The organism is Thalassoglobus neptunius (assembly GCF_007859735.1).
GTDB classification, from domain to species: domain Bacteria; phylum Planctomycetota; class Planctomycetia; order Planctomycetales; family Planctomycetaceae; genus Thalassoglobus; species Thalassoglobus neptunius.
On record NZ_SIHI01000040.1, the window covers coordinates 1 to 18,916 of the forward strand.

Sequence of the window (18,916 nt, forward strand, 5' to 3'; positions counted from 1 at the left end):
TTCAAAGTCTCTCCCGAGCCATCGAAAGCAACTTCCGGCACTTCAAAACAAGCACGACCTCACTCAATGGCAACCAACCAAAACTCAGACTGCTACTCAGAAGTCCGCAATGTTCAACGGGCTGCTAGATTCCAACACCGGCGACGATCGCTCTTTGAAAGTCGCCGATCGACTTCACTTCAACGGTCACTGTCAGTTTTCAGCCAGCCATAAGACATCTGTCGAGAAATCTCCAGAGACTTGGCGGCCAGAGTTTTGTTCCCGTAACATTCTTGAATTGCGATTTCTGCTCGCGCACGTTTGCCCATGATCGAGTCGCAACAGAGCGAGTCCGCCGCGTCCCGTTCCGATCTTGCTGAAAGATGCGAGTCGATCTGCGGCCGGCCGAACGTCGAGAATTCAATGGTTACGAAGGTGTTACCCTGTGAACAGTCAACGTGAATCTGCTGCCGTGTACTTGTTGGCAACAATGGACACCAAAGGGGCCGAGCTGAAATTTCTGGCGGACCGACTACTTAGTCGCGGAGTTGTTGTTCGGACAGTCGATGTCGGGACCGGACCTGAGCCGACCGTTGACGCAGATGTCTCACGAGAACAAGTTCAAGCAGCAGCTGCGAAACAGTCGCATACGGCACAGAACGAGGCAACGTCAGGCGGCCGTGGAGAAGCGATCGCGAAGATGTCGGTCTGTCTGCGCGAGTTCATGCTGGCGGAGCAACAGGCTGGCAAAGTTGAGGGAGTGATTGGAATCGGAGGAAGCGGAGGGACGTCTCTCATCGCCCCAGCGCTCCGTGCACTTCCAATCGGAATGCCAAAAGTCCTGGTCTCGACCGTGGCCAGCGGCAATGTGGCCCCATATGTCGATTGCTCCGACATCTTCATGCTCTACTCGGTGGTCGACATTGCTGGCTTGAATGTTGTGTCGAAGAAAATTCTCACCAACGCAGCAGACGCAATGGCCGGAATGGTGTTGTCCGACTCAGAAGCGACCACATCTAAAGAGTCTTCTGATCGAGTTCCGCCACGAAAGACAGTGGGGCTCACCATGTTCGGTGTCACCACTCCCTGTGTGACACAGGTTCGAACGCAGTTGGAAACAGACAACAATGAGTGTCTCGTCTTTCACGCAACGGGAACCGGAGGTCGAGCCATGGAGCAGCTTGTGGAGTCGGGGTTTCTCACAGCTGTCATGGACATCACGACGACGGAAGTCGCTGACGAAATTGTTGGTGGTGTCTTTCCTGCCGGTCCGGAGCGATTCGATCGCGTTCTCAGAAGCCGCATTCCGTATGTGCTCAGCTTAGGGGCTTTGGACATGGTGAATTTCGGAGCCCGGGAAACTGTCCCTCCACAGTTCCGAAACCGCTTGTTGCACTGCCACAATGCTCAGGTGACGTTGATGCGGACGAATGTCGATGAGTGCAAACAAATCGGACGCTGGATTGCTGAAAAACTGAATCAGTCAACGGCGCCGATACGTTTGCTGATCCCAGAAGGTGGTCTGTCACTTCTGGACGTTCCCGGGCAACCCTTTTACGACCCGGAAGCGGATCGAGCTCTCTTCGATGCCCTCGAAGAACATCTTCAGACAACTGACACGCGGCAGTGCATTCGATTGCCGTTTGAGATCAATGCGCCCGAGTTTTCAGAAGCGCTTCTTCATCACTTTAATGAACTCTCAGAAGACGAGAATTCGTAGAACTGCAGTGCGGACTCTCTCTTATTGAAATCCTTTTTCCTTTCCTGAACGACCGGAAACATGCGACAAAATCGAACTGACATCCTGAACAACTTTCATGCGAAACTCTCCGAAGGAAAGCCGATCGTCGGCGGCGGAGCGGGGACCGGAATCAGTGCCAAATGCGAAGAAGCGGGCGGGATCGACCTGATCGTGATCTACAACTCCGGACGTTTTCGCATGGCAGGGCGGGGATCGTTGTCCGGCCTCCTTCCGTTTGGGAACGCCAATGAAATCGTCAAAGACATGGCGAAGGAAGTGTTAACGGCTGTCAAATCAACACCGGTCATCGCGGGAGTGTGTGGCGTCGATCCGTTCATGCTGCGTGATCACTTTCTGAAGGAGCTCATTGCTCTCGGATTCTCCGGGATCCAAAACTTCCCCACGGTCGGACTGATCGACGGGACCTTTCGCGCCAATCTGGAAGAGACTGGAATGGGCTATGATCTGGAGGTCGAATGTGTCGCCGCAGCCCACAAACTCGATTTGCTGACAACTCCGTACGTCTTCGATCCCAAGCAAGCGGTGCGAATGGCCGAAGCAGGAGCCGACATTCTGGTCGCCCATATGGGATTAACCACCGGCGGAGCAATTGGTGCTGAAACCGCGAATTCCCTCGATGACTGTGTTCGCCGGGTGAATGAGATCGCAGAAGCGGGACGCAGTGTTCGGAGCGACATTCTTGTGCTTTGCCATGGCGGTCCAATCTCGATGCCGGAGGACGCGAAGTTCATGCTTGAACACTGCGACATTCACGGATTCTACGGAGCCAGTTCCATGGAACGTCTCCCGACCGAAACCGCCATTCGGGACCAAGTCCAGGAGTTCGTTGACTTGAAGTTGAATCAAACCAAATAGCCGTCGCATCGATCCCGACATCTTGCCTCAATTGCCCCTTGCTCAAAATGGTGAACGCTGATCTCACCGTCTCAACGATCGGACGCAGGAACGCGCCTTCGAGAATTTTCCATCGTTGAGTTTTCTTATCGCTTCGGTGAGAGATTGTGCTTCATTGCTGCGCAACCGTGCCGACGTTGACTGCATCAACTTCGCTCCGGCATCAGTCCGCTCTGATCGCATCGTGCTTGCAGACCACTTCCCATAGGCCTTTCTCTGTGCCCAGAACAGGGAACGCGCGCAATCAGCTAGGGAATTTCCATCTGAGATTGAACTTCGGCGATCACATTGATTGATCGACATAGTTCAATGGTATCCGCTTTGCTTTCAAACACGATCACCGAACAAGCGCTCAACCCTCAGTCGTTATAGAGAAATAAGTTGCTAAGAATGTTGACCCTAAAATCGAGACGGAACGGATTCACCCTGATTGAATTGCTGGTCGTGATCGCGATCATTGCAATTCTCATCTCCCTACTGCTTCCCGCAGTTCAACAGGCACGTGAAGCTGCCAGGCGGACACAATGCAAGAATAATATGAAACAGCTAGGTCTGGCGATCCACAACTATCATGATGTGTACTCGATGCTTCCCGGAAACATCGTGATGACCGCCGACGATCAAAGAAATGCGTCATGGGTCACGATGATCCTTCCGTACATCGATCAGGCTGCCGCTTACAACCAGATCATCTGGGAAGGGACGGACTGGACGATGCAGAGCGGGGCGAACCTCAACTGGGACATCATGCAGCAAACTCGTGTCTCCAGCTTCAATTGCCCATCGAGCGATCTTCCAACAACTCGCCAACAAACGACGAATGGACAAACGCAGGCACTTCCCGATGCACCTGAGGACATCCGGTACCAAGTCATGGACTACTCGGGAGTTTCAGGAGGTTACTGGAAGCCCGAAACGACGACCGTTCCTTCTGGTGGAGTCTGGACGGGATACGGTTGGGATCATCAGGTCGGGGCGATCATCAACATGAACGGTGACACTCAACCGATCCGCATCGCGATGTTCCTCGATGGAACGACAAACACAATCGCTATCGGCGAGCACTCCAGCTACACCATTCGTGACTCAGACGGAGCTGATGTCGATGCACGTCCAAGTAACTGGGCCGGTGGATTCTGGGGAGCAGGTCCTGCCAACCACGCATGGTTGGGATGGTCGCTGAACATCACCGTTCCTCGCTACCAGATCAACTACAACGGTCCCGGCTACGGTCACGACATTCCTTATGGAGGCCACACTGGATTCCGATCCAACCACACCGGCGGAGTTCAAGTCACCCTCGCAGATGGATCAGTTCGATTCCTCTCCGAGAACATTGACTTCGACACACTGCTCGCTTTGAGCATCCGAAACGACCGAACCGTCATCAGCGAGTTTTAGAGCAAGTTGCTCTTTCCGGTGCACTCGCTTGCGATGTTTCATCCGACAAAACGCTGAGTTTTCTCGTTCGAGTGAGTGCCAACCAGATCAAAAAATGCTCTCAAAGATTTCCTATAAGCTGCGAATCAGGTCGCTTCTCAGATCATTGATTGACGAGTTTAAGACGACCTCTTCGCGAGAACACTACAGAGAATTTCATGGATTCGATTCTCAATCACAGAAACGACACTGACATGTTCTTCAACCACAAATGTCTTCCGGTCCACGTGATGCGAATCGAAGTTTTCAATTTACTTACCGACAAGTTTCAAGAGGTGATTCGAATGACTTTCTGGCAACAGAAACCACTCAGTGCTCTCCTGTTGGCCATTCCACTGCTCTCATTGGGTTGTGGCAACAGCATCGACCTGGGTGTCGTTAAGGGGCAAGTGACAAAAGAGGGACAACCCGTCGCAGGGGCGATTGTGGAGTTCATCCCGGACAACGGAAGAACATCGACTGCAATTACGAAGTCAGACGGGACTTACGAACTCGACTACGATGACTTCAAAGGAGCGGTGATCGGAACGCATCGTGTTCAGATCACTGCCGGTGCACCAAGCGTTGAGGCGTCTGAAGACGACAGCAATCCAACGCCACCGCCTATGGCCGCCCCTCCTCAAGTGATCAAGATTGAGAAGAAGTTCGAAGTGGCCAGTGGAGAAAACACTTTCGACTTCAATCTGGACGAGTATGCCCAGAAGAACTCTCGCCGAGTGGGTGGAGCCCGTCGACGCCCTTCATAGTCGTCGGATGTTCCTTTCGATGAACGATCGGAACTGTTTGTTAGACAACAAATTCGATTGCCGACACCGGGAAGTCTCATTTGACTTCCCGGTTTTTTTACGTCTCGTTAACCCACCGGGGTCCCAGTCGCAGTCACTTCATCCACGAGTCGGGAACTCCATGGACACCAATGGGAGTTCGGAAGTGTTGCCCCACCGATTTCGTCGAGATGGTCTTCGACGTATTGAATCGCCGCATCGCAGACTTCAATCGCATACCCGAAAAAGTCAATCGTCTCAGGGTCAAGGTGATAACTCCACCCGGGATTGTATGGGGCAGGGGACTTTACAATCGTGCCTTGAACGTGGACTTTCTCTCTTTCTTCTCCCGACAGGATTCGACGCGCGAGTTTGATCTTTTCCGGATCATTCAGCTGAATGACGAACCGAGGTTGGCCGTCTGTATCAGTGAATCGGAAATACGCAGTGTCAGTTGTCGACATTCTTCAGGCCCCTAAATCAAAGTATCAAATCAAACTGTTGATGACTGAGTCATCGTATCAGGACCGAACTTCAACACTGATCAGACGGCCCACTCGCGGGCAGGTCGTGATCGGAGCAGGTTCGCTTCCGGATCGTCAATAAACTCTTCCGTCGCGGGATCAATTGTCAGCTTGCGTCCCAGAATCCAGGCGATGGCTGCTGCATGACTGGCGATATGTGACTTTCGCATCACATTCTGGTTGGCGTTAGTCAGTTCTCGAGTCCGCATACAGTCGAAGAAATTCCTTGCATGGGTCCCGACATCCAGCCCGCGAACTCGTTCGTACTGCTCGTCCTGCATGAGACTCTTGGGCTCAGTCACGATTTCTCCGTTGTCGCCAGTTTCGACCCATCCTTCTGATCCGATAAATCGAACCGGGCAGGTTCCCAGCCGAGTGATGTAATGCAGATCGCGATTACCAAACGGCTCTGCCAGGAAGTCGATGATCAGCTTGACTCCGTTCTGGTAGCGGCAAACGATTTTGTCTTCTTCCGGGGCAAACTCGATGGGCATTGTGTCGTCGGCTTTGTTGGCCCATTGACACAAGTCGACGGTATGTGCTCCCCAATCGAGCAGGCGAGCCCCTGAATCGAAATCCCATTGCCCACGCCAGCGACCGTCGACGTACTTCTGATTGAAGGGCCGCCACGCGGCAGGTCCCAGCCACATGTTCCAGTCGCAAACCTTTGGATCGGGAGTAGCTTCCGGAGGCAGCCAGCTGTTCTCCAGAACCGGGATGTAAACCGAGGCATGCATGGTATGGAGTTCCCCAAGCTTGCCAGTGTGGACCATTTCAACCGCTTTGGCGAAATTGGTCACGCTTCTTCGCTGCGTCCCCGCCTGAAAGACACGACCTTCAGCATCAATGGTGTCCGCGAGTTGTTGACACAATTCGATAGTGATTCCGCACGGCTTTTCACTGTAAACGTCTTTCCCCGCTTGAGCGGCAAGCATCGACGCCGGCGCGTGCCAGCGGTCACCGGTCGCAATCAGTACTGCGTCGATGTCCTTTCGGTCGAGCAGTTCACGAAAGTCGCTGTAGAGTTTGCAACTGCTGTCTCCGTAGGCACCATCAACGAGTTGTTTTCCTTGATCGCGTCGACTCTTCTGAACATCTGCAATCGCCACGCATCGGATGTCGGGAAGCTGCAACATCGCCTTCAGATCGTAGGTGCATCGCGGACCGATTCCGATCACACCGAGAGAGATCTTTTCACTCGGAGCAACGGTCCCTTCCAATCCCAACGCGGAAGCAGGAACAATCGAAGCTGCCGATGTCGCAATCGCTCCCATTGCCGCTGTGCAGAGAAAATCTCGCCGGGTGGTATTCGTGGAGTCGGTCATCGTCACAATCCCCTAATTGAGTTTCGTCGATTCGTTGTTGTGGGACTCTTGTCGCTTCGGAAAGGGACTCGCGGCAGACAACATTCCCCAAAGGGATGTTGACGGATCAGCCAATCCGCTTGAGCACTCAATCCGTTGGATTCAATTCTTTCCTCTCCAGAGTAGGCGAGGAGGATCAAAAGAGCAAATGTTGTTGATGCGTTCAACTCACCACTCCCCGACACCGGAAGTGGAGAACGAGACTCGGCTCATAATCGACTACGGGAGTGCTACAAATATGGTGTCGCGAGCCGGGCGATTCCGTCACGAATTCGAATGGCAAAATTGCGAGTCTGCAGTTCCTCCAGAGACATCCTGCGACCTGACCGGACCTTCTCCTCGACGAGTTTGCTCATCTCAGAATTCAGTTGGGTTCCGTAACATTCGACGTTGAATTCGAAGTTGAGTCGCAAGCTTCGAGGATCCCAGTTGCTGGAGCCAATCAATGTCCATTCGTTGTCGACAAGCATGATCTTCGAGTGATCGAACGGAGCCGGGGTACGGATCACTTCGCAGTGGTAGGGCAAGATTCGGGAAATGGGATCCGAAGCAGCCCACTGGACCAACCGGATATTACACTCTTCAGGAATCAGCACTCTGACGCGAACGCCCCGCATCGCTGCCACATTGAGCGAGTTAATCAGCGATTCGTCGGGCAAGAAATAGGGTGTGACGATGTCGATCCGTTCATTCGCGGACGCAATCGCTCCCAAGATCACCATGCGGATATTGTCGAGGTCTGCATCCGGACCATCAGGGATTCCGCGGGCCCATGTTGTTCCGTTAAGTTGAGGATCTCCAAACAGCTTCTCCGGGTCTGGGTGCTCTCCGGTCACAAAAGCCCAATCGGCCAGAAAGACTTCGAGAAAGTGTTCGACCACAGGTCCTTCGAATCGGAAATGCACATCCTGAATCGGATGCTTGCATCGCGGCAGATTGAGATTCCCCTCGCGAATATTCATCCCGCCCGTGAAGCCAATTTCTCCATCGACGACCAGAATTTTCCGGTGATTCCGGAGGTTCGCATAGAACACCAGCGCAGGTGTACTCGTGGGAAGAAACGTCGCTGCGTTCAATCCGAGTCGCTGAAACTCTGCCAGGATCGTTGGCTTTGAGTATCGAGTTCCGACGTCATCGATGAGAACTCGAACATCCACTCCGCGTTGTGTGGCGTTCGCCAGTGCTTCGGCAAACATTCTTCCGGACGAATCGTTGTCGAAGATGTAGGAGCACAAACTGATCGAATGTTGAGCCTCGTCGATCGCTGTGAGCATCGAATCGTAGGCAGCTTTTCCACCAACTAACGGAGTCACATCGTTCGCAGGTGTCAATTCGCGTCGCGTGATCCATTTGCCGATTTCCTCCAACTCGACATTGGTATCCGTCCGCTGATAACGTGTTTCCCAAGCACGCACAGCCCGCTTTAACGTGTATTTTCCCTGAGCATCAATTTGATCGAGAATCCGCTCTCCTTTGCGTTCAATTCGATTCACACCAAAGCAGCAGTAAAGCAACGACCCGACCAACGGGGATAACCAGATTAGCCCGACCCAACCGAGCACGGCACGTGTCTCTCGCTTCTGCAGCAATGCATGCAGACTCGTTCCGATTGCAAAGCATCGTTCGAAAAGACCGAAAATGATGGGCCAATAATGAGAAAAGAATTCGAGCATTCGACGGATGTCTTCAAGGTAAGGTAGGAAGTAGAGTAGGCGGCTGTGTGCTTTTCACGAAACGCGTTGAGAAACAAGATCGCACCTCACGCGAGCGGTCTTGTCTCCTTCGTTTTCAGTTCAAACATTCTGGCTTGGCAAGTTCCTTTCGCAGGTTCATTTGAACTGCCGAAAGAAAGACTTTCCAGGAGATGTCACTCATGTTTTCCATTGACTCGATCGAGCGTTCTTATCCACACGTTCATCATCGAACCCCGGACAGTATCATCATGAGACAACTGTTGGTTGTCCACTGCGTGGCGTTCGTCGTCTTGTGCAACCTCTCTTTCCTCGGGGCCGCTGAGCAAGCATCTCACCTCGCCGAAGGTGAGAAATTCTCGAATGTGGCGTTGCTCCCGAAAGAAGAAACCGGGGCGACTCGTTTCCTATCGGCCAACCCGGAATACGACGGCCGCGGAGTGATTGTGGCCATCTTCGATCAGGGAATCGACCCCGGAGCTTCTGGCCTGAGAGTGACTTCTACCGGAGCGCCGAAAATCATCGATCTGATCGATGGAACCGGAAGCGGCGACGTTCCGATGAAGTCCGCAAAGCTGGAAAGCGACGGGACAATCACCAGCCTCACCGGTCGGTCTCTTTCGATTGATTCTGACTGGAATAATCCGACTGGCAAATACTTCGTGGGAATGAAACCAGCGTTCGATCTCTACCCGCACGATCTTGTCCGACGTTTACAGGCAGAAGCGAAAAGAGATTTCATCGAGTCGCAGCGACCTCGCGAAATTCAGCTGATCGAAAGTGAGAAAACAGCGAATGGGGAAGACGCCCGCAAAGAGGCATCAGCGCGACTGGAAGCACTTCGAGAAGCCATCAAACGATTCAAATCACCGGGCCCAATTCTGGACTGTGTGACCTTTCACGACGGAGATCACTGGCGCGCCGTCATTGACCTCGACGAAGATGGCGATCTGGCCGACGAAACGCCGATGGCGGATTATCGGATCGAACATCAGTTCGGCACATTCGGTGGCGGAGCGGAGTTAAATTTTAGTGTTAACATTTACGACGAGGGGAAGCTTCTCTCGATCGTGACTGTTTGCGGAAATCATGGGACACATGTCGCGGGAATCGTTGGAGCCAATTACCCAAGCAATCCAGCTCGAAACGGCTTGGCCCCGGGGGTTCAATTCGTGTCCGTGAAAATTGGAGACACACGCCTCGACGGGATGGAAACAGGCGTCGCACTCATGCGTGGCCTTGCTCGAACGGCTGAATTGAATTGCGACCTCGTCAACATGAGTTACGGTGAACCGTCCTCCACTCCGAATCGAGGTGCATTGATCGATTCGATCAATCGTTTTGTGAAGAATCGAAACATCGTTTTCGTCGCAAGTGCAGGAAATAGCGGACCCGCATTATCGACCGTCGGAGCGCCTGGCGGAACGTCCAGTTTTCCGATTGGAGTGGGGGCGTACGTCTCTCCAGCAATGGGGCGAGAAGAATACGCATTGCAGGAAGATCTTCCGGGACTTCCGTTTACCTGGACATCTCGCGGACCAACTACAGATGGGGATTGGGGAGTTGATCTCTTTGCTCCCGGAGCTGCCATCGCCCCGGTTTCGCAGTATTCGCTTCAACCGAGTATGCGAATGAACGGAACCTCGATGGCTGCACCAAATGCTTGCGGCAACATCGCTTTAATGATCTCCGGATTGAAAGCTCGGGAACTCAGCTACTCATCGACTTCCCTGCTTCGAAGTCTTCAAGCCACTTCCGAAATTCAAACAGAAATCGATCCGCTGGCGCAAGGCCCCGGTCTGATCCAGATCGATCATGCTTTCGACCATCACGTCGCCAACAGTTCATCCACGAGTTTTCTCACTCCCGTGACCGTTTCCATTTCATCACGAAGTGGAGCACGGGGAATTTACCTTCGCGAAGCTGGAGAGGTCGGTCGACGGGTGGACGTTTCAATTCAGGTCGAACCCGACTTCCCAGTTGAAACCCCCAATTCCGCGAAACTTAACTACGAAGTTCCGATCCGACTTACGAGCGATGCCGACTGGGTGACAGTGGGAAGCCAATTGCTTCTCACTCATGGCGGAGCACGATTCAGTGCGACGGTCGATTCGCGAGAACTCGCTCCCGGTTTGCACATTGCCAAAATTCAAGGTCAGCCCGATTCTCAAGTTGGAAACGAGAGTCTGTTCGAAATTCCCGTCGTTGTGATCGTTCCGGAACCGACTTCAGAACAGGTCTTTCGAACAACGTTTGAAACGACGTCGGGTTCAATTCAGCGCATCTTTCTGAATCCTCCTGCTGGAAGCCGCAGCTACAAACTGCGAGTGAAGCGTCTCAGCGGGGTTGGAGAAGGTGTCTTTTACCTGCATTGCGTTCAAACGAGTCCGGTGGAATCCTTCGAAGCTGCGGAGTCCAAACTGGTCGTCTCGCTTGGAGTCGGGGAAGAGTTTTCAAGAGAAATCTCTTTGCCGACAGATCGAGTTCTTGAGATTTGCACAGCTCAATACTGGTCAAGCCTCGGACAATCCGAGCTTGAATTGGAAGTGACGTATTCCGGGCTTTCGACGACTTCGGAAACGGTTTCCCTCGCTTCCAACGGGAATTCCGTTCCGGTACGCGTCATCTCGCAACTGGGACATGAGCGGGTCAGTCCGAGTGCGGTCTTGAATCGCTGGGACCGATTTCTCGCTCCGCAGAAATCGCTGCTCAAGTTGTTGTCTGATGAACGAAACACCACCTGGAATGATGAACCGACCTGGCAACTCATCTGCGACTACTCCTTCAAACTTGAGAAGAAGGATCAAGTGACGTTCGCGCTCTCCCGTCTCGACGATCTGCTCTATGAATCCCCGTTTCCGTCGTACAGGCTGTTTGTTTTCGATGCACACAATCAACTGGTGCATGCCGACGACGTCTTCCCGGAAAGTGTTTCGCTTCCAGAAGGGGACTATCTTGTTCAAATTGAACTCAGACATACTGATCGAGATCATCTGAAAGAAATGGATGATTCACTGCTGACGGTCACGCGCCCGATTGGTTCTGTCCGGCCGTCGATTTTCTCTTCGCGGGCTGTCGCCGCAGCTCCGTGGAAGCAAAGTGATGTCAATTCCATTGAGCTCTTCGAACAGATGCGTGAAGACTACTCGATCGCCCCTCCACCGAAAGACAAACTTCCTAAGGGTCTGCAACCGGGAGATCGCCTGAGAGGACAACTCACCCTTCAGTCCGGAGATCCGAACACTGTTTCGATTGAGTATTTCTATTCTGATGGAGCACAACCCGCTTCTTCGAAATCGCCGAAGCAAACCGTTCCAACCGATGAAATTGATTTTCTACTCGCCAAGCTCGGCACTCTGTCGTGGGAAGATGATCAAGAACAAATTCAACGGCTGACGAAACGAGTCCTCGCGCTCGATGAAGAGGATCTTGACGTTCATGTCGTGCGGCTTCATCTGGCGGATGACGACGATCGGAAGAAGCATCTCGGAACTGTTGTCGAACTTGCTGATCAGGTCATCGATCACATTCCTCAAAACAAGATTCGAAAGTATTTCGATCGCCGACGGCCGCAAGAAACTTCGAAAGAGAAAGAAACAAAGAAGAAATGGGAGACAGCCCGCAAGCATTTAATCGACGCGATTTATCGTAAGGGCAGGGCACTCGCATACATGGAACTCCCCGACGTAATCGAAGACCATCCGATTAAGGACCCGGAGCAATACGAGAAGGATTTCGATGCCAACTTTGAACTCCTCTCAAGCTGGGTTGATCCGGCCTCAAAGGATTACTTCCTGCTTCAAATCCGATACGATCGCCGTCACGAAAACTATGGTCAAGCCTTGAAAGTTCTCAACAAGAATTTCGGAAACGGCCAACCCGTCTATTTTCACTACAAGAAGCGTCGAGATCTGTACGAGTTACTTGGCTGGGATGATCTGCAAGACATCGAACAACATTGGATGTGGCGATACTTCCCCGAAACCAAGGTTCCCTTTTAGAACATCTCAATCCCTGTTTCGCAGCTTCATCCCTGTTTACAGCTGCACTTCCGTTTGCAGATGCATTTATTGTGCAGTACGTACGATGAACTGCAGTCGGAACAGTCAGCAATCGGCAATGCTTCTTTCTGCTGCTTGCCTGAGTCTGATGAGGCAGCGCGTTGGGAACCACTCAAGATTCTACGCACGCTTCGGATTCGATTTCGGACTTAATGATGGCTCTTCTTCCTCGGGAGCGAGCCATCCGCGAAACGGTTTCCATTTCCGATAGAGAGTTTCCTCGCGGGTAAACTCGTCGACGGAATACATCGTCCCGTCTGTCCAGTCTCGCTGATAGAGGTCCCCACACCGACACCGAAACAAGACGCGTGTCGGTTCTTCATACGACGACAGATCGACGATCACCGCAGAGTTTCGAATTGCGATGAAATCGCCGAAGTCTCCCAGTCGGCGGCTTGTGCAGCATCCGTTTCGACACGGGGGAATCGGTGGAATTCCAGAAACCAAGAGGCCATTGATGACGCTGAAAACCAAACCAAACAGCGACATCGAAATCATCAGGATGACCAGGCCCCCGACAAACCCCGCAGGAAATCCGGCAATCCCCCAGATCATTCCCCACTGAGTCCAGGCATACGCTGCCGTTCCCAGCCCGACCAAAAACGCCCCCGCTACGATTACCAGTTCGGGCAGAGTTACCCCGGAACGGCTCCGGCTCTGTCGCGCCCCAGCTGCTTGCGAAGACTGGAATCGCGCATTGGCAAAGCTAAAAACCCCGCGCAACAACCTTGATGGCGGAACAGGTTCGATCTGACTCATTCGGATTCGCTTTCTTCAGTCACGGCCCGCACAACATCTACGACCGAAACCAAACCGAATCCACCAAAAAACCGGACACGCAGTCCTAATTTCTACAACTTTTTGTTTCTGAATATTTCCTTCTCAAATTGTTCAACAACTCGCCAGACTGGGAACAATAACTGCTGTGCGAAAGCAGCTGAATTGCATTACTTTTGGCATCATCGAATTGATGTTTTTCAGCAGCATCCCTCGGACCCGCACTCTGATTCAGAGGGCAGCAAGTTCAGAACGGGTTGTCCCGACTTCGTTTCTTTCGGAGACCGAATTGGAGTTCCATGGCAATTGAAAGGTTGCGCCTTGTCAGACGAAACCGGTTCGCTGGGCTCAATCGGAATGATCTGTTCGGCGTAAGGTGCCTTCGAATAGAGATCGAAGGTTTTCTTGCAAACCGCCATTCTCTGACCACGAACAAGTTTGTGACCATCATCGTCTGTCACAGTCTTCCAGGGTCCCTTGTAAATGACAGCTTGTTTGTGATCCAGACATGGCCCTTCTTTTCCTTTGAATGCTTGAACAGTCAAGCTGCGAAACTCATAACCATCGATAATTGCCCACGGCTCCGACTGCCGGGCCATGATCTCGACTCCATAAAATCCGGCGTCGGTAAATGCGTCCAGAAACAGATCTTCCCGAAATGCTCCGCTGATACATCCACTCCACAAATTCGGGTCGTTGCGAAGGCTCTCCGGAATTGTTTCGTCACTGACAATATCGCTGATCACTGCTCGTCCTCCTCGCTTGAGAACACGGAAGAGTTCCGAGAACAGCTGCCTGCGATCTTCTTCGCGGACGAGATTCAACACGCAATTCGAAACGACAACATCGACCGAGTCCGACTCGATCAGCGGTTCGGTTTTTCTCAGGTGATCCTGATGCTCCTGAAGTTTCTGCCAATCATCGACCGAATCGACCGGATTGTTTTTCAAGTACTCATCCAGCCGCTCAAGGTTCAACTGCAGATCCTGAATTCTCCCTTTGCGGAAATCCACGACGTCGTATCCCAGCGTCTTGCTGATTCCAGGCTGATGACGACGCGCAAGGTCGAGCATGGTGTCATTGCAGTCGACACCAATCACTCGCCCCGACTCTTTCACAATCTGGGCGGCGATGTAGCAGATCTTTCCTCCGCCGGAACCGAGGTCCAACACCGTCTCGCCCTCTTTCACCCAGCGCGACGGATCACCACATCCATAGTCACGCTCAATGATTTCGTCGGGGATGATTTTCAGATACTGCGGGTCGTAATCGACCGGACAGCACAATGCTGCTTCAGCCTCTTGCGCCGCCGCCGAGTATCGATCACGAACAGCAAGGTCGACATTCATCTCAGTGCCAGACCGTGCGTCCTCTCGTGTTCGCTCCAGTGAGCCCGCCGGTTCTGTCGTTTCCGGTGCAGTGGTTCCATTTCCAGCCATAACAATTCTCCATTGACAGAATTTCGGGATGAGATACCAGTCATTTGAACCGAACTGTATCGGAGTGGCAAGATTCCGCTCAGTGAAGTGAATCACATTTGAGCGCCCTTGGATGCGATTGAATGAACTCAGTTCGAACAGTCGACGAGCGCGACCAAACGTCGTACAGTTCATGCACTCACTCACTCGTCCATCACTTGAATGATCGGCAGCAATGATCATGCTTCGACACGTCATCCTTCTTCTCACAGTGAGCCTCTCACTGACTTTCGATTCGGTCGTTCCCGCGCAGGTCCCCATGAGTAAACGCATTGAACACTTTGACGAATACTTTGGAGTTCGAGTCCACGATCCTTATCGCTGGCTCGAAGACGATGTCCGGGAAAGCGACGACGTAGCCGAATGGGTGAAAGTTGAAAACGAATACACCCAGGATTTTCTGAAAACGATTCCGGAACGAAGCGAGATCAACGCCCGATTGACCGAATTGTGGGACTATGAAAAATTCGGGACGCCGTTCAAAGCAGGTGGCCGACTCTACTTCTACAAGAACGATGGTCTGCAAAACCAATACGTCTTATATGTGCAAGGTCCCGACGACGCAGAGCCCCGCGTTCTGATCGATCCCAACGAATGGTCCCAAGATGGCACCGTCGCTCTGGGCGGAACGTCATACAGCGACGACGGACGTTACCTCGCGTACGGAATTCAGGACGCCGGTTCGGACTGGCGAACGTGGAAGATCATGGAGATTGAATCGGGACGCGTCCTCAATGACGAACTGTCCTGGATCAAGTTCAACACCCCAAGCTGGACTCCCGACGGGGAAGGATTCTTCTACGGAAGATTTCCCCCTCCGGAAGATGGGGCAGAGTTTCAGAATCTGAATGTCAATCAAGCCATCTACTACCATCGAGTTGGTGATTCTCAGGACGACGACCTGTTGATTTTTCATCGTCCCGATCAACCGGAATGGGGTTACTCCACATCAGTCACCGAAGATGGACGTTACCTCATCATCACTGTTCATGTCGGAACAGATGACCGCTACCGGATCTTCTACAAAGATCTTTCGAATCCTTTGGCCATGGCTGTTCCGCTGATTCGAAATTTCGACAACGAATACAGCTTCATCGGCAACGACGGAACAACCTTTTATTTCAAAACGGACCTCGATGCTCCTCTCGGTCGAGTGATCGCGATCGATATCAACGAAGCTTCGCGTCAGATTGAAGGAGGCGGAGAAGAACCGGAAGTTCAAGTTCGGGAAGTGATTCCCGAGCAAGCTGAAGCGATTCGCGATGTCACGCTTGTCGCCAATCTGTTCGTGGTTGAATCGCTGAAAGATGCAAAGACTCAAGTCGATATCCATCGGAAATCGGGAGACAAACTCCGAAGCGTTGAGTTTCCCGCCATCGGTTCTGCCTACGGTTTCAGTGGGAAGAGTTCCGACACCGAGACTTACTACTCTTTCTCGAGCTTCACGTTTCCGCCGACGATCTACAAGTACGACATGATCACCGGAGTCAGCGAACAGATCCGGCAGGCAAAAGTCGACTTCAATCCGGAAGACTACGAAGTCAAACAGGTCTTCTACGAAAGCAAAGATGGCACAAGAGTCCCCATGTTTATTTCGCACAAACGTGGACTCAAACTCGACGGTGAGAATCCCACGCTGCTTTATGGATACGGCGGATTCAATATTCCGCTGACTCCTTCATTCTCAATCAGTCGACTCGCCTGGATGGAAATGGGCGGAGTCTATGCCGTCGCCAACTTGCGGGGCGGGGGAGAGTACGGGGAGGAATGGCATAAAGCGGGGACGAAGCTCTCGAAGCAGAACGTCTTCGACGATTTCATTTCAGCTGCGGAATGGTTGATCGATCAGAAGTACACCAAGACCAAACGACTCGCCATTCAGGGAGGAAGCAACGGCGGGCTGCTCGTCGGGGCTTGCATGACTCAGCGTCCTGAACTCTTTGGAGCCTGTCTGCCGGCAGTCGGAGTGATGGACATGCTCCGCTTCCACAAATTCACAGCGGGACGATATTGGGTCGACGACTACGGTTCGTCAGACAACGAAGAAGAATTCCACAGCCTCTATGCCTATTCCCCTTATCACAACATCAAAGAAGGAACCTGTTATCCCCCGACAATGGTCTCAACGGCGGACACCGATGATCGAGTGGTCCCGGGTCACAGCTTCAAGTTCGCTGCCGCCTTACAAAATGCTCAGGCGTGCGACAATCCAATCCTGATTCGCATCGAAACAAAGGCGGGGCATGGAGCCGGAAAACCAACGTCCAAGGTGATTGAAGAAATCGCAGACCACTGGGCGTTTCTCGTCAAAACTTTGAACTTTCAGCCGGAACTGAAATCCAAGAGTTCTGAGTAAAACGAGCACACCGCCGGAGTCTCTTCAACTTCGAATCGCAATGGTCCCCAGATCTTGCGATCACACTTAGAGCGGCTTTCCACAGCGTCGGCAGTAAGTGGCATCCTTGAGGTGCCCTTCTGCCATGCAATAGGGGCAGGTCTGGTTCGACACGTTCTGCGTCCGTTTGGCATCGACCAGCTCCGCAGAGACAAATCCTGTCGGAACAATGATCAAGCTGTAACCAATCAAAATCACAAGAGCTGAGACCAGTTTTCCGAGTGCTGTTTTAGGCACGACATCGCCATAGCCGACAGTCGTCATCGTCACCACAGCCCAGTAAATTGACTGCGGGATTGACGTGAACTGCGAAGTCACTTCGGCACTTCCGATTCGCTCGACTTCATACATTGCCGTTCCGGCGATCGTCACGGTAATGAGCACGACTGTCAGAAAAACCACAATCTTCGAACGAGCCCTCCACACAGCAGTGGCCAGTACCTCCGATTCTCGGGTCATGTGGAACAGCTTCATAATTCGGAAAACACGAAGCAACCGAAACGCACGCACAACCGCGAACGACTTTGCGCTTCCAAACCAGGGAGCAATATACGACGGAAGAAACGAAATGAGATCGATGATTCCGTAGAAGCTCAAAGCATATTTCCACGGCCGACGCACCGAGACGAGGCGCAGTACATACTCAATCGTAAAGAGAATCGTGCAGACCCACTCGATGAGCACCAACGTCGGTCCATACTCTTTTTCAATGGAGGGCACAGTCTCCAGGCAAATTGCTCCGACGCTGAGCAGAATCGCCACGAGCAGCCCAATATCGAACCATTGCCCAGCTCGAGTATCTGCTTCGAAAATAATGGTATGTAGCTTCTCGCGCCACGGCGCTCTTGTGTTAGGTTCCATTTCGCAAGTCTAGTCGATCTCAGGCTGAAGGACTATCATCGCTTCCCAGCAGCACTCACTCCTCGAGGAGTGACATTTTCAATTCAGATCCCCCTCACATCGATCGGGTCAGAGAAATGGGCACGCAACTTTCCGAAGAACACACACCCTCCGCACCAACGACGATTGGCCAGATCGACGCTCAAAAACTGCACGCTGAGTCACTCCAATTGCGCAGTCAGCAGTTTTTTCTTTCCACAGTCGCATTGGCTGGGGCAGGGTTGTCGGCATGGGTGGGTCCAGGCCTTGCGGGTCTGACGGAATCCACAATTGGTTTCTTCGCGCTGTTTACAGCCACTGCCTGCTGGCTCGGCTTACTCGCGTTTCTTTACGAGTGGACATTGATCCTTCGCAGGCTGATTCACGTGATTGGCTGGTATCTGCAGCTCAACGACTTATCGGATTGGGAGAAGCGGTTTCGGGCGTTCACTCTGACCCATCAGGGGAAGATCGATTTTCTGGAGCCCACACCACCTGATAAGTACATTCGAAGCCAGAACGACTTCTATTTCTGGGCCTTTGTTCTCTACGGAGTTGTCGCCTGGACGGGAGGATTCGTCGTCGGAGAGAGCAGACTCTGGCCGCTCGAAGCGATTTCCTACTGGAAGGCAGAACAGCTGTTCGGAGCGAGTTTTTTCGGACTCTTAATCGTCGCGTATCTCGTGACTCTGCATCGTCGACGAACTCGCAACGAAGCTGAGAATCAACGAATTGCTGATGACTGGCCAAAGTTTCTCAAAGAACATTCTCTGCAAGAGCCACCCGCTTCGATATCGAACGACCAACTGTAATTGACGAGTTCAATAAGATCTCCAGGTCGAATGATAGACATCCTTCTACTCTGGCTCGGAATTGACTGGTCAAAGCGATTACAAAGAGACAGTGGC

At 52.4% G+C, this 18,916-nt stretch carries 14 protein-coding genes; 8 read left to right on the forward strand and 6 right to left on the reverse strand.

Going from position 1 to position 18,916, the window contains the following annotated elements:
- From KOR42_RS27505 to KOR42_RS22190, 5 genes are all read left to right on the forward strand, one after another.
- The coding region (locus KOR42_RS27505) for a hypothetical protein (protein ID WP_231741075.1) at positions 1–310 on the forward strand (310 nt) is incomplete at its 5' end.
- A 114-nt stretch (positions 311–424) separates the two neighbouring features.
- Positions 425–1,699, forward strand: coding sequence for a Tm-1-like ATP-binding domain-containing protein (locus tag KOR42_RS22175; RefSeq protein WP_197441451.1), 1,275 nt, complete (start codon positions 425–427; stop codon positions 1,697–1,699).
- 60 nt (positions 1,700–1,759) lie between these two features.
- A complete protein-coding gene (locus KOR42_RS22180) occupies positions 1,760–2,596 on the forward strand; it encodes a phosphoenolpyruvate hydrolase family protein (RefSeq protein WP_146512026.1) in 837 nt (278 codons plus the stop codon).
- 429 nt (positions 2,597–3,025) lie between these two features.
- Positions 3,026–4,036: a DUF1559 domain-containing protein gene (locus KOR42_RS22185; RefSeq protein ID WP_146512027.1), complete on the forward strand. Its 1,011-nt coding sequence runs from the start codon at positions 3,026–3,028 to the stop codon at positions 4,034–4,036.
- Positions 4,037–4,233: 197 nt separating this feature from the next.
- Complete coding sequence (locus tag KOR42_RS22190) at positions 4,234–4,821, forward strand: carboxypeptidase-like regulatory domain-containing protein (protein ID WP_146512028.1); 588 nt, start codon at positions 4,234–4,236, stop codon at positions 4,819–4,821.
- Between the two features lie 107 nt (positions 4,822–4,928).
- Here the strand turns inward: KOR42_RS22190 and KOR42_RS22195 are convergent, their stop codons facing one another.
- The 3 genes from KOR42_RS22195 to KOR42_RS22205 all read right to left on the reverse strand — a co-directional run bounded on the left by KOR42_RS22195 (position 4,929) and on the right by KOR42_RS22205 (position 8,400).
- Positions 4,929–5,303: a BP74-related protein gene (locus tag KOR42_RS22195; protein ID WP_146512029.1), complete on the reverse strand. Its 375-nt coding sequence runs from the start codon at positions 5,301–5,303 to the stop codon at positions 4,929–4,931.
- 80 nt (positions 5,304–5,383) lie between these two features.
- Positions 5,384–6,688: a Gfo/Idh/MocA family protein gene (locus KOR42_RS22200; protein ID WP_146512030.1), complete on the reverse strand. Its 1,305-nt coding sequence runs from the start codon at positions 6,686–6,688 to the stop codon at positions 5,384–5,386.
- Between the two features lie 269 nt (positions 6,689–6,957).
- Complete coding sequence (locus tag KOR42_RS22205; RefSeq protein ID WP_146512031.1) at positions 6,958–8,400, reverse strand: phospholipase D-like domain-containing protein; 1,443 nt, start codon at positions 8,398–8,400, stop codon at positions 6,958–6,960.
- 269 nt (positions 8,401–8,669) lie between these two features.
- On the opposite strand from KOR42_RS22205, the gene KOR42_RS22210 reads away from it, so the two are divergent.
- A complete protein-coding gene (locus KOR42_RS22210) occupies positions 8,670–12,419 on the forward strand; it encodes a tripeptidyl peptidase II (RefSeq protein ID WP_197441452.1) in 3,750 nt (1,249 codons plus the stop codon).
- Positions 12,420–12,599: 180 nt separating this feature from the next.
- Here KOR42_RS22210 and KOR42_RS22215 read toward each other — a convergent pair whose 3' ends face one another.
- Together KOR42_RS22215 and KOR42_RS22220 are read right to left on the reverse strand one after the other, a co-directional pair.
- On the reverse strand, positions 12,600–13,238 hold the full coding sequence (locus KOR42_RS22215) for a hypothetical protein (RefSeq protein ID WP_146512033.1): 639 nt from the start codon (positions 13,236–13,238) through the stop codon (positions 12,600–12,602).
- Positions 13,239–13,456: 218 nt separating this feature from the next.
- On the reverse strand, positions 13,457–14,695 hold the full coding sequence (locus tag KOR42_RS22220) for a methyltransferase domain-containing protein (protein ID WP_197441453.1): 1,239 nt from the start codon (positions 14,693–14,695) through the stop codon (positions 13,457–13,459).
- A gap of 298 nt (positions 14,696–14,993) precedes the next feature.
- Between KOR42_RS22220 and KOR42_RS22225 the strand changes: the two genes are divergently transcribed.
- Positions 14,994–17,090, forward strand: coding sequence for a prolyl oligopeptidase family serine peptidase (locus KOR42_RS22225; protein WP_146512034.1), 2,097 nt, complete (start codon positions 14,994–14,996; stop codon positions 17,088–17,090).
- A 66-nt stretch (positions 17,091–17,156) separates the two neighbouring features.
- Here KOR42_RS22225 and KOR42_RS22230 read toward each other — a convergent pair whose 3' ends face one another.
- Positions 17,157–17,990: an ion transporter gene (locus KOR42_RS22230; RefSeq protein WP_146512035.1), complete on the reverse strand. Its 834-nt coding sequence runs from the start codon at positions 17,988–17,990 to the stop codon at positions 17,157–17,159.
- Positions 17,991–18,106: 116 nt separating this feature from the next.
- Between KOR42_RS22230 and KOR42_RS22235 the strand changes: the two genes are divergently transcribed.
- Positions 18,107–18,820 carry a hypothetical protein gene (locus tag KOR42_RS22235; protein WP_146512036.1) on the forward strand — a complete coding sequence of 238 codons (714 nt, stop codon included), beginning with the start codon at positions 18,107–18,109 and terminating at the stop codon, positions 18,818–18,820.
- Positions 18,821–18,916 lie beyond the last annotated feature (96 nt).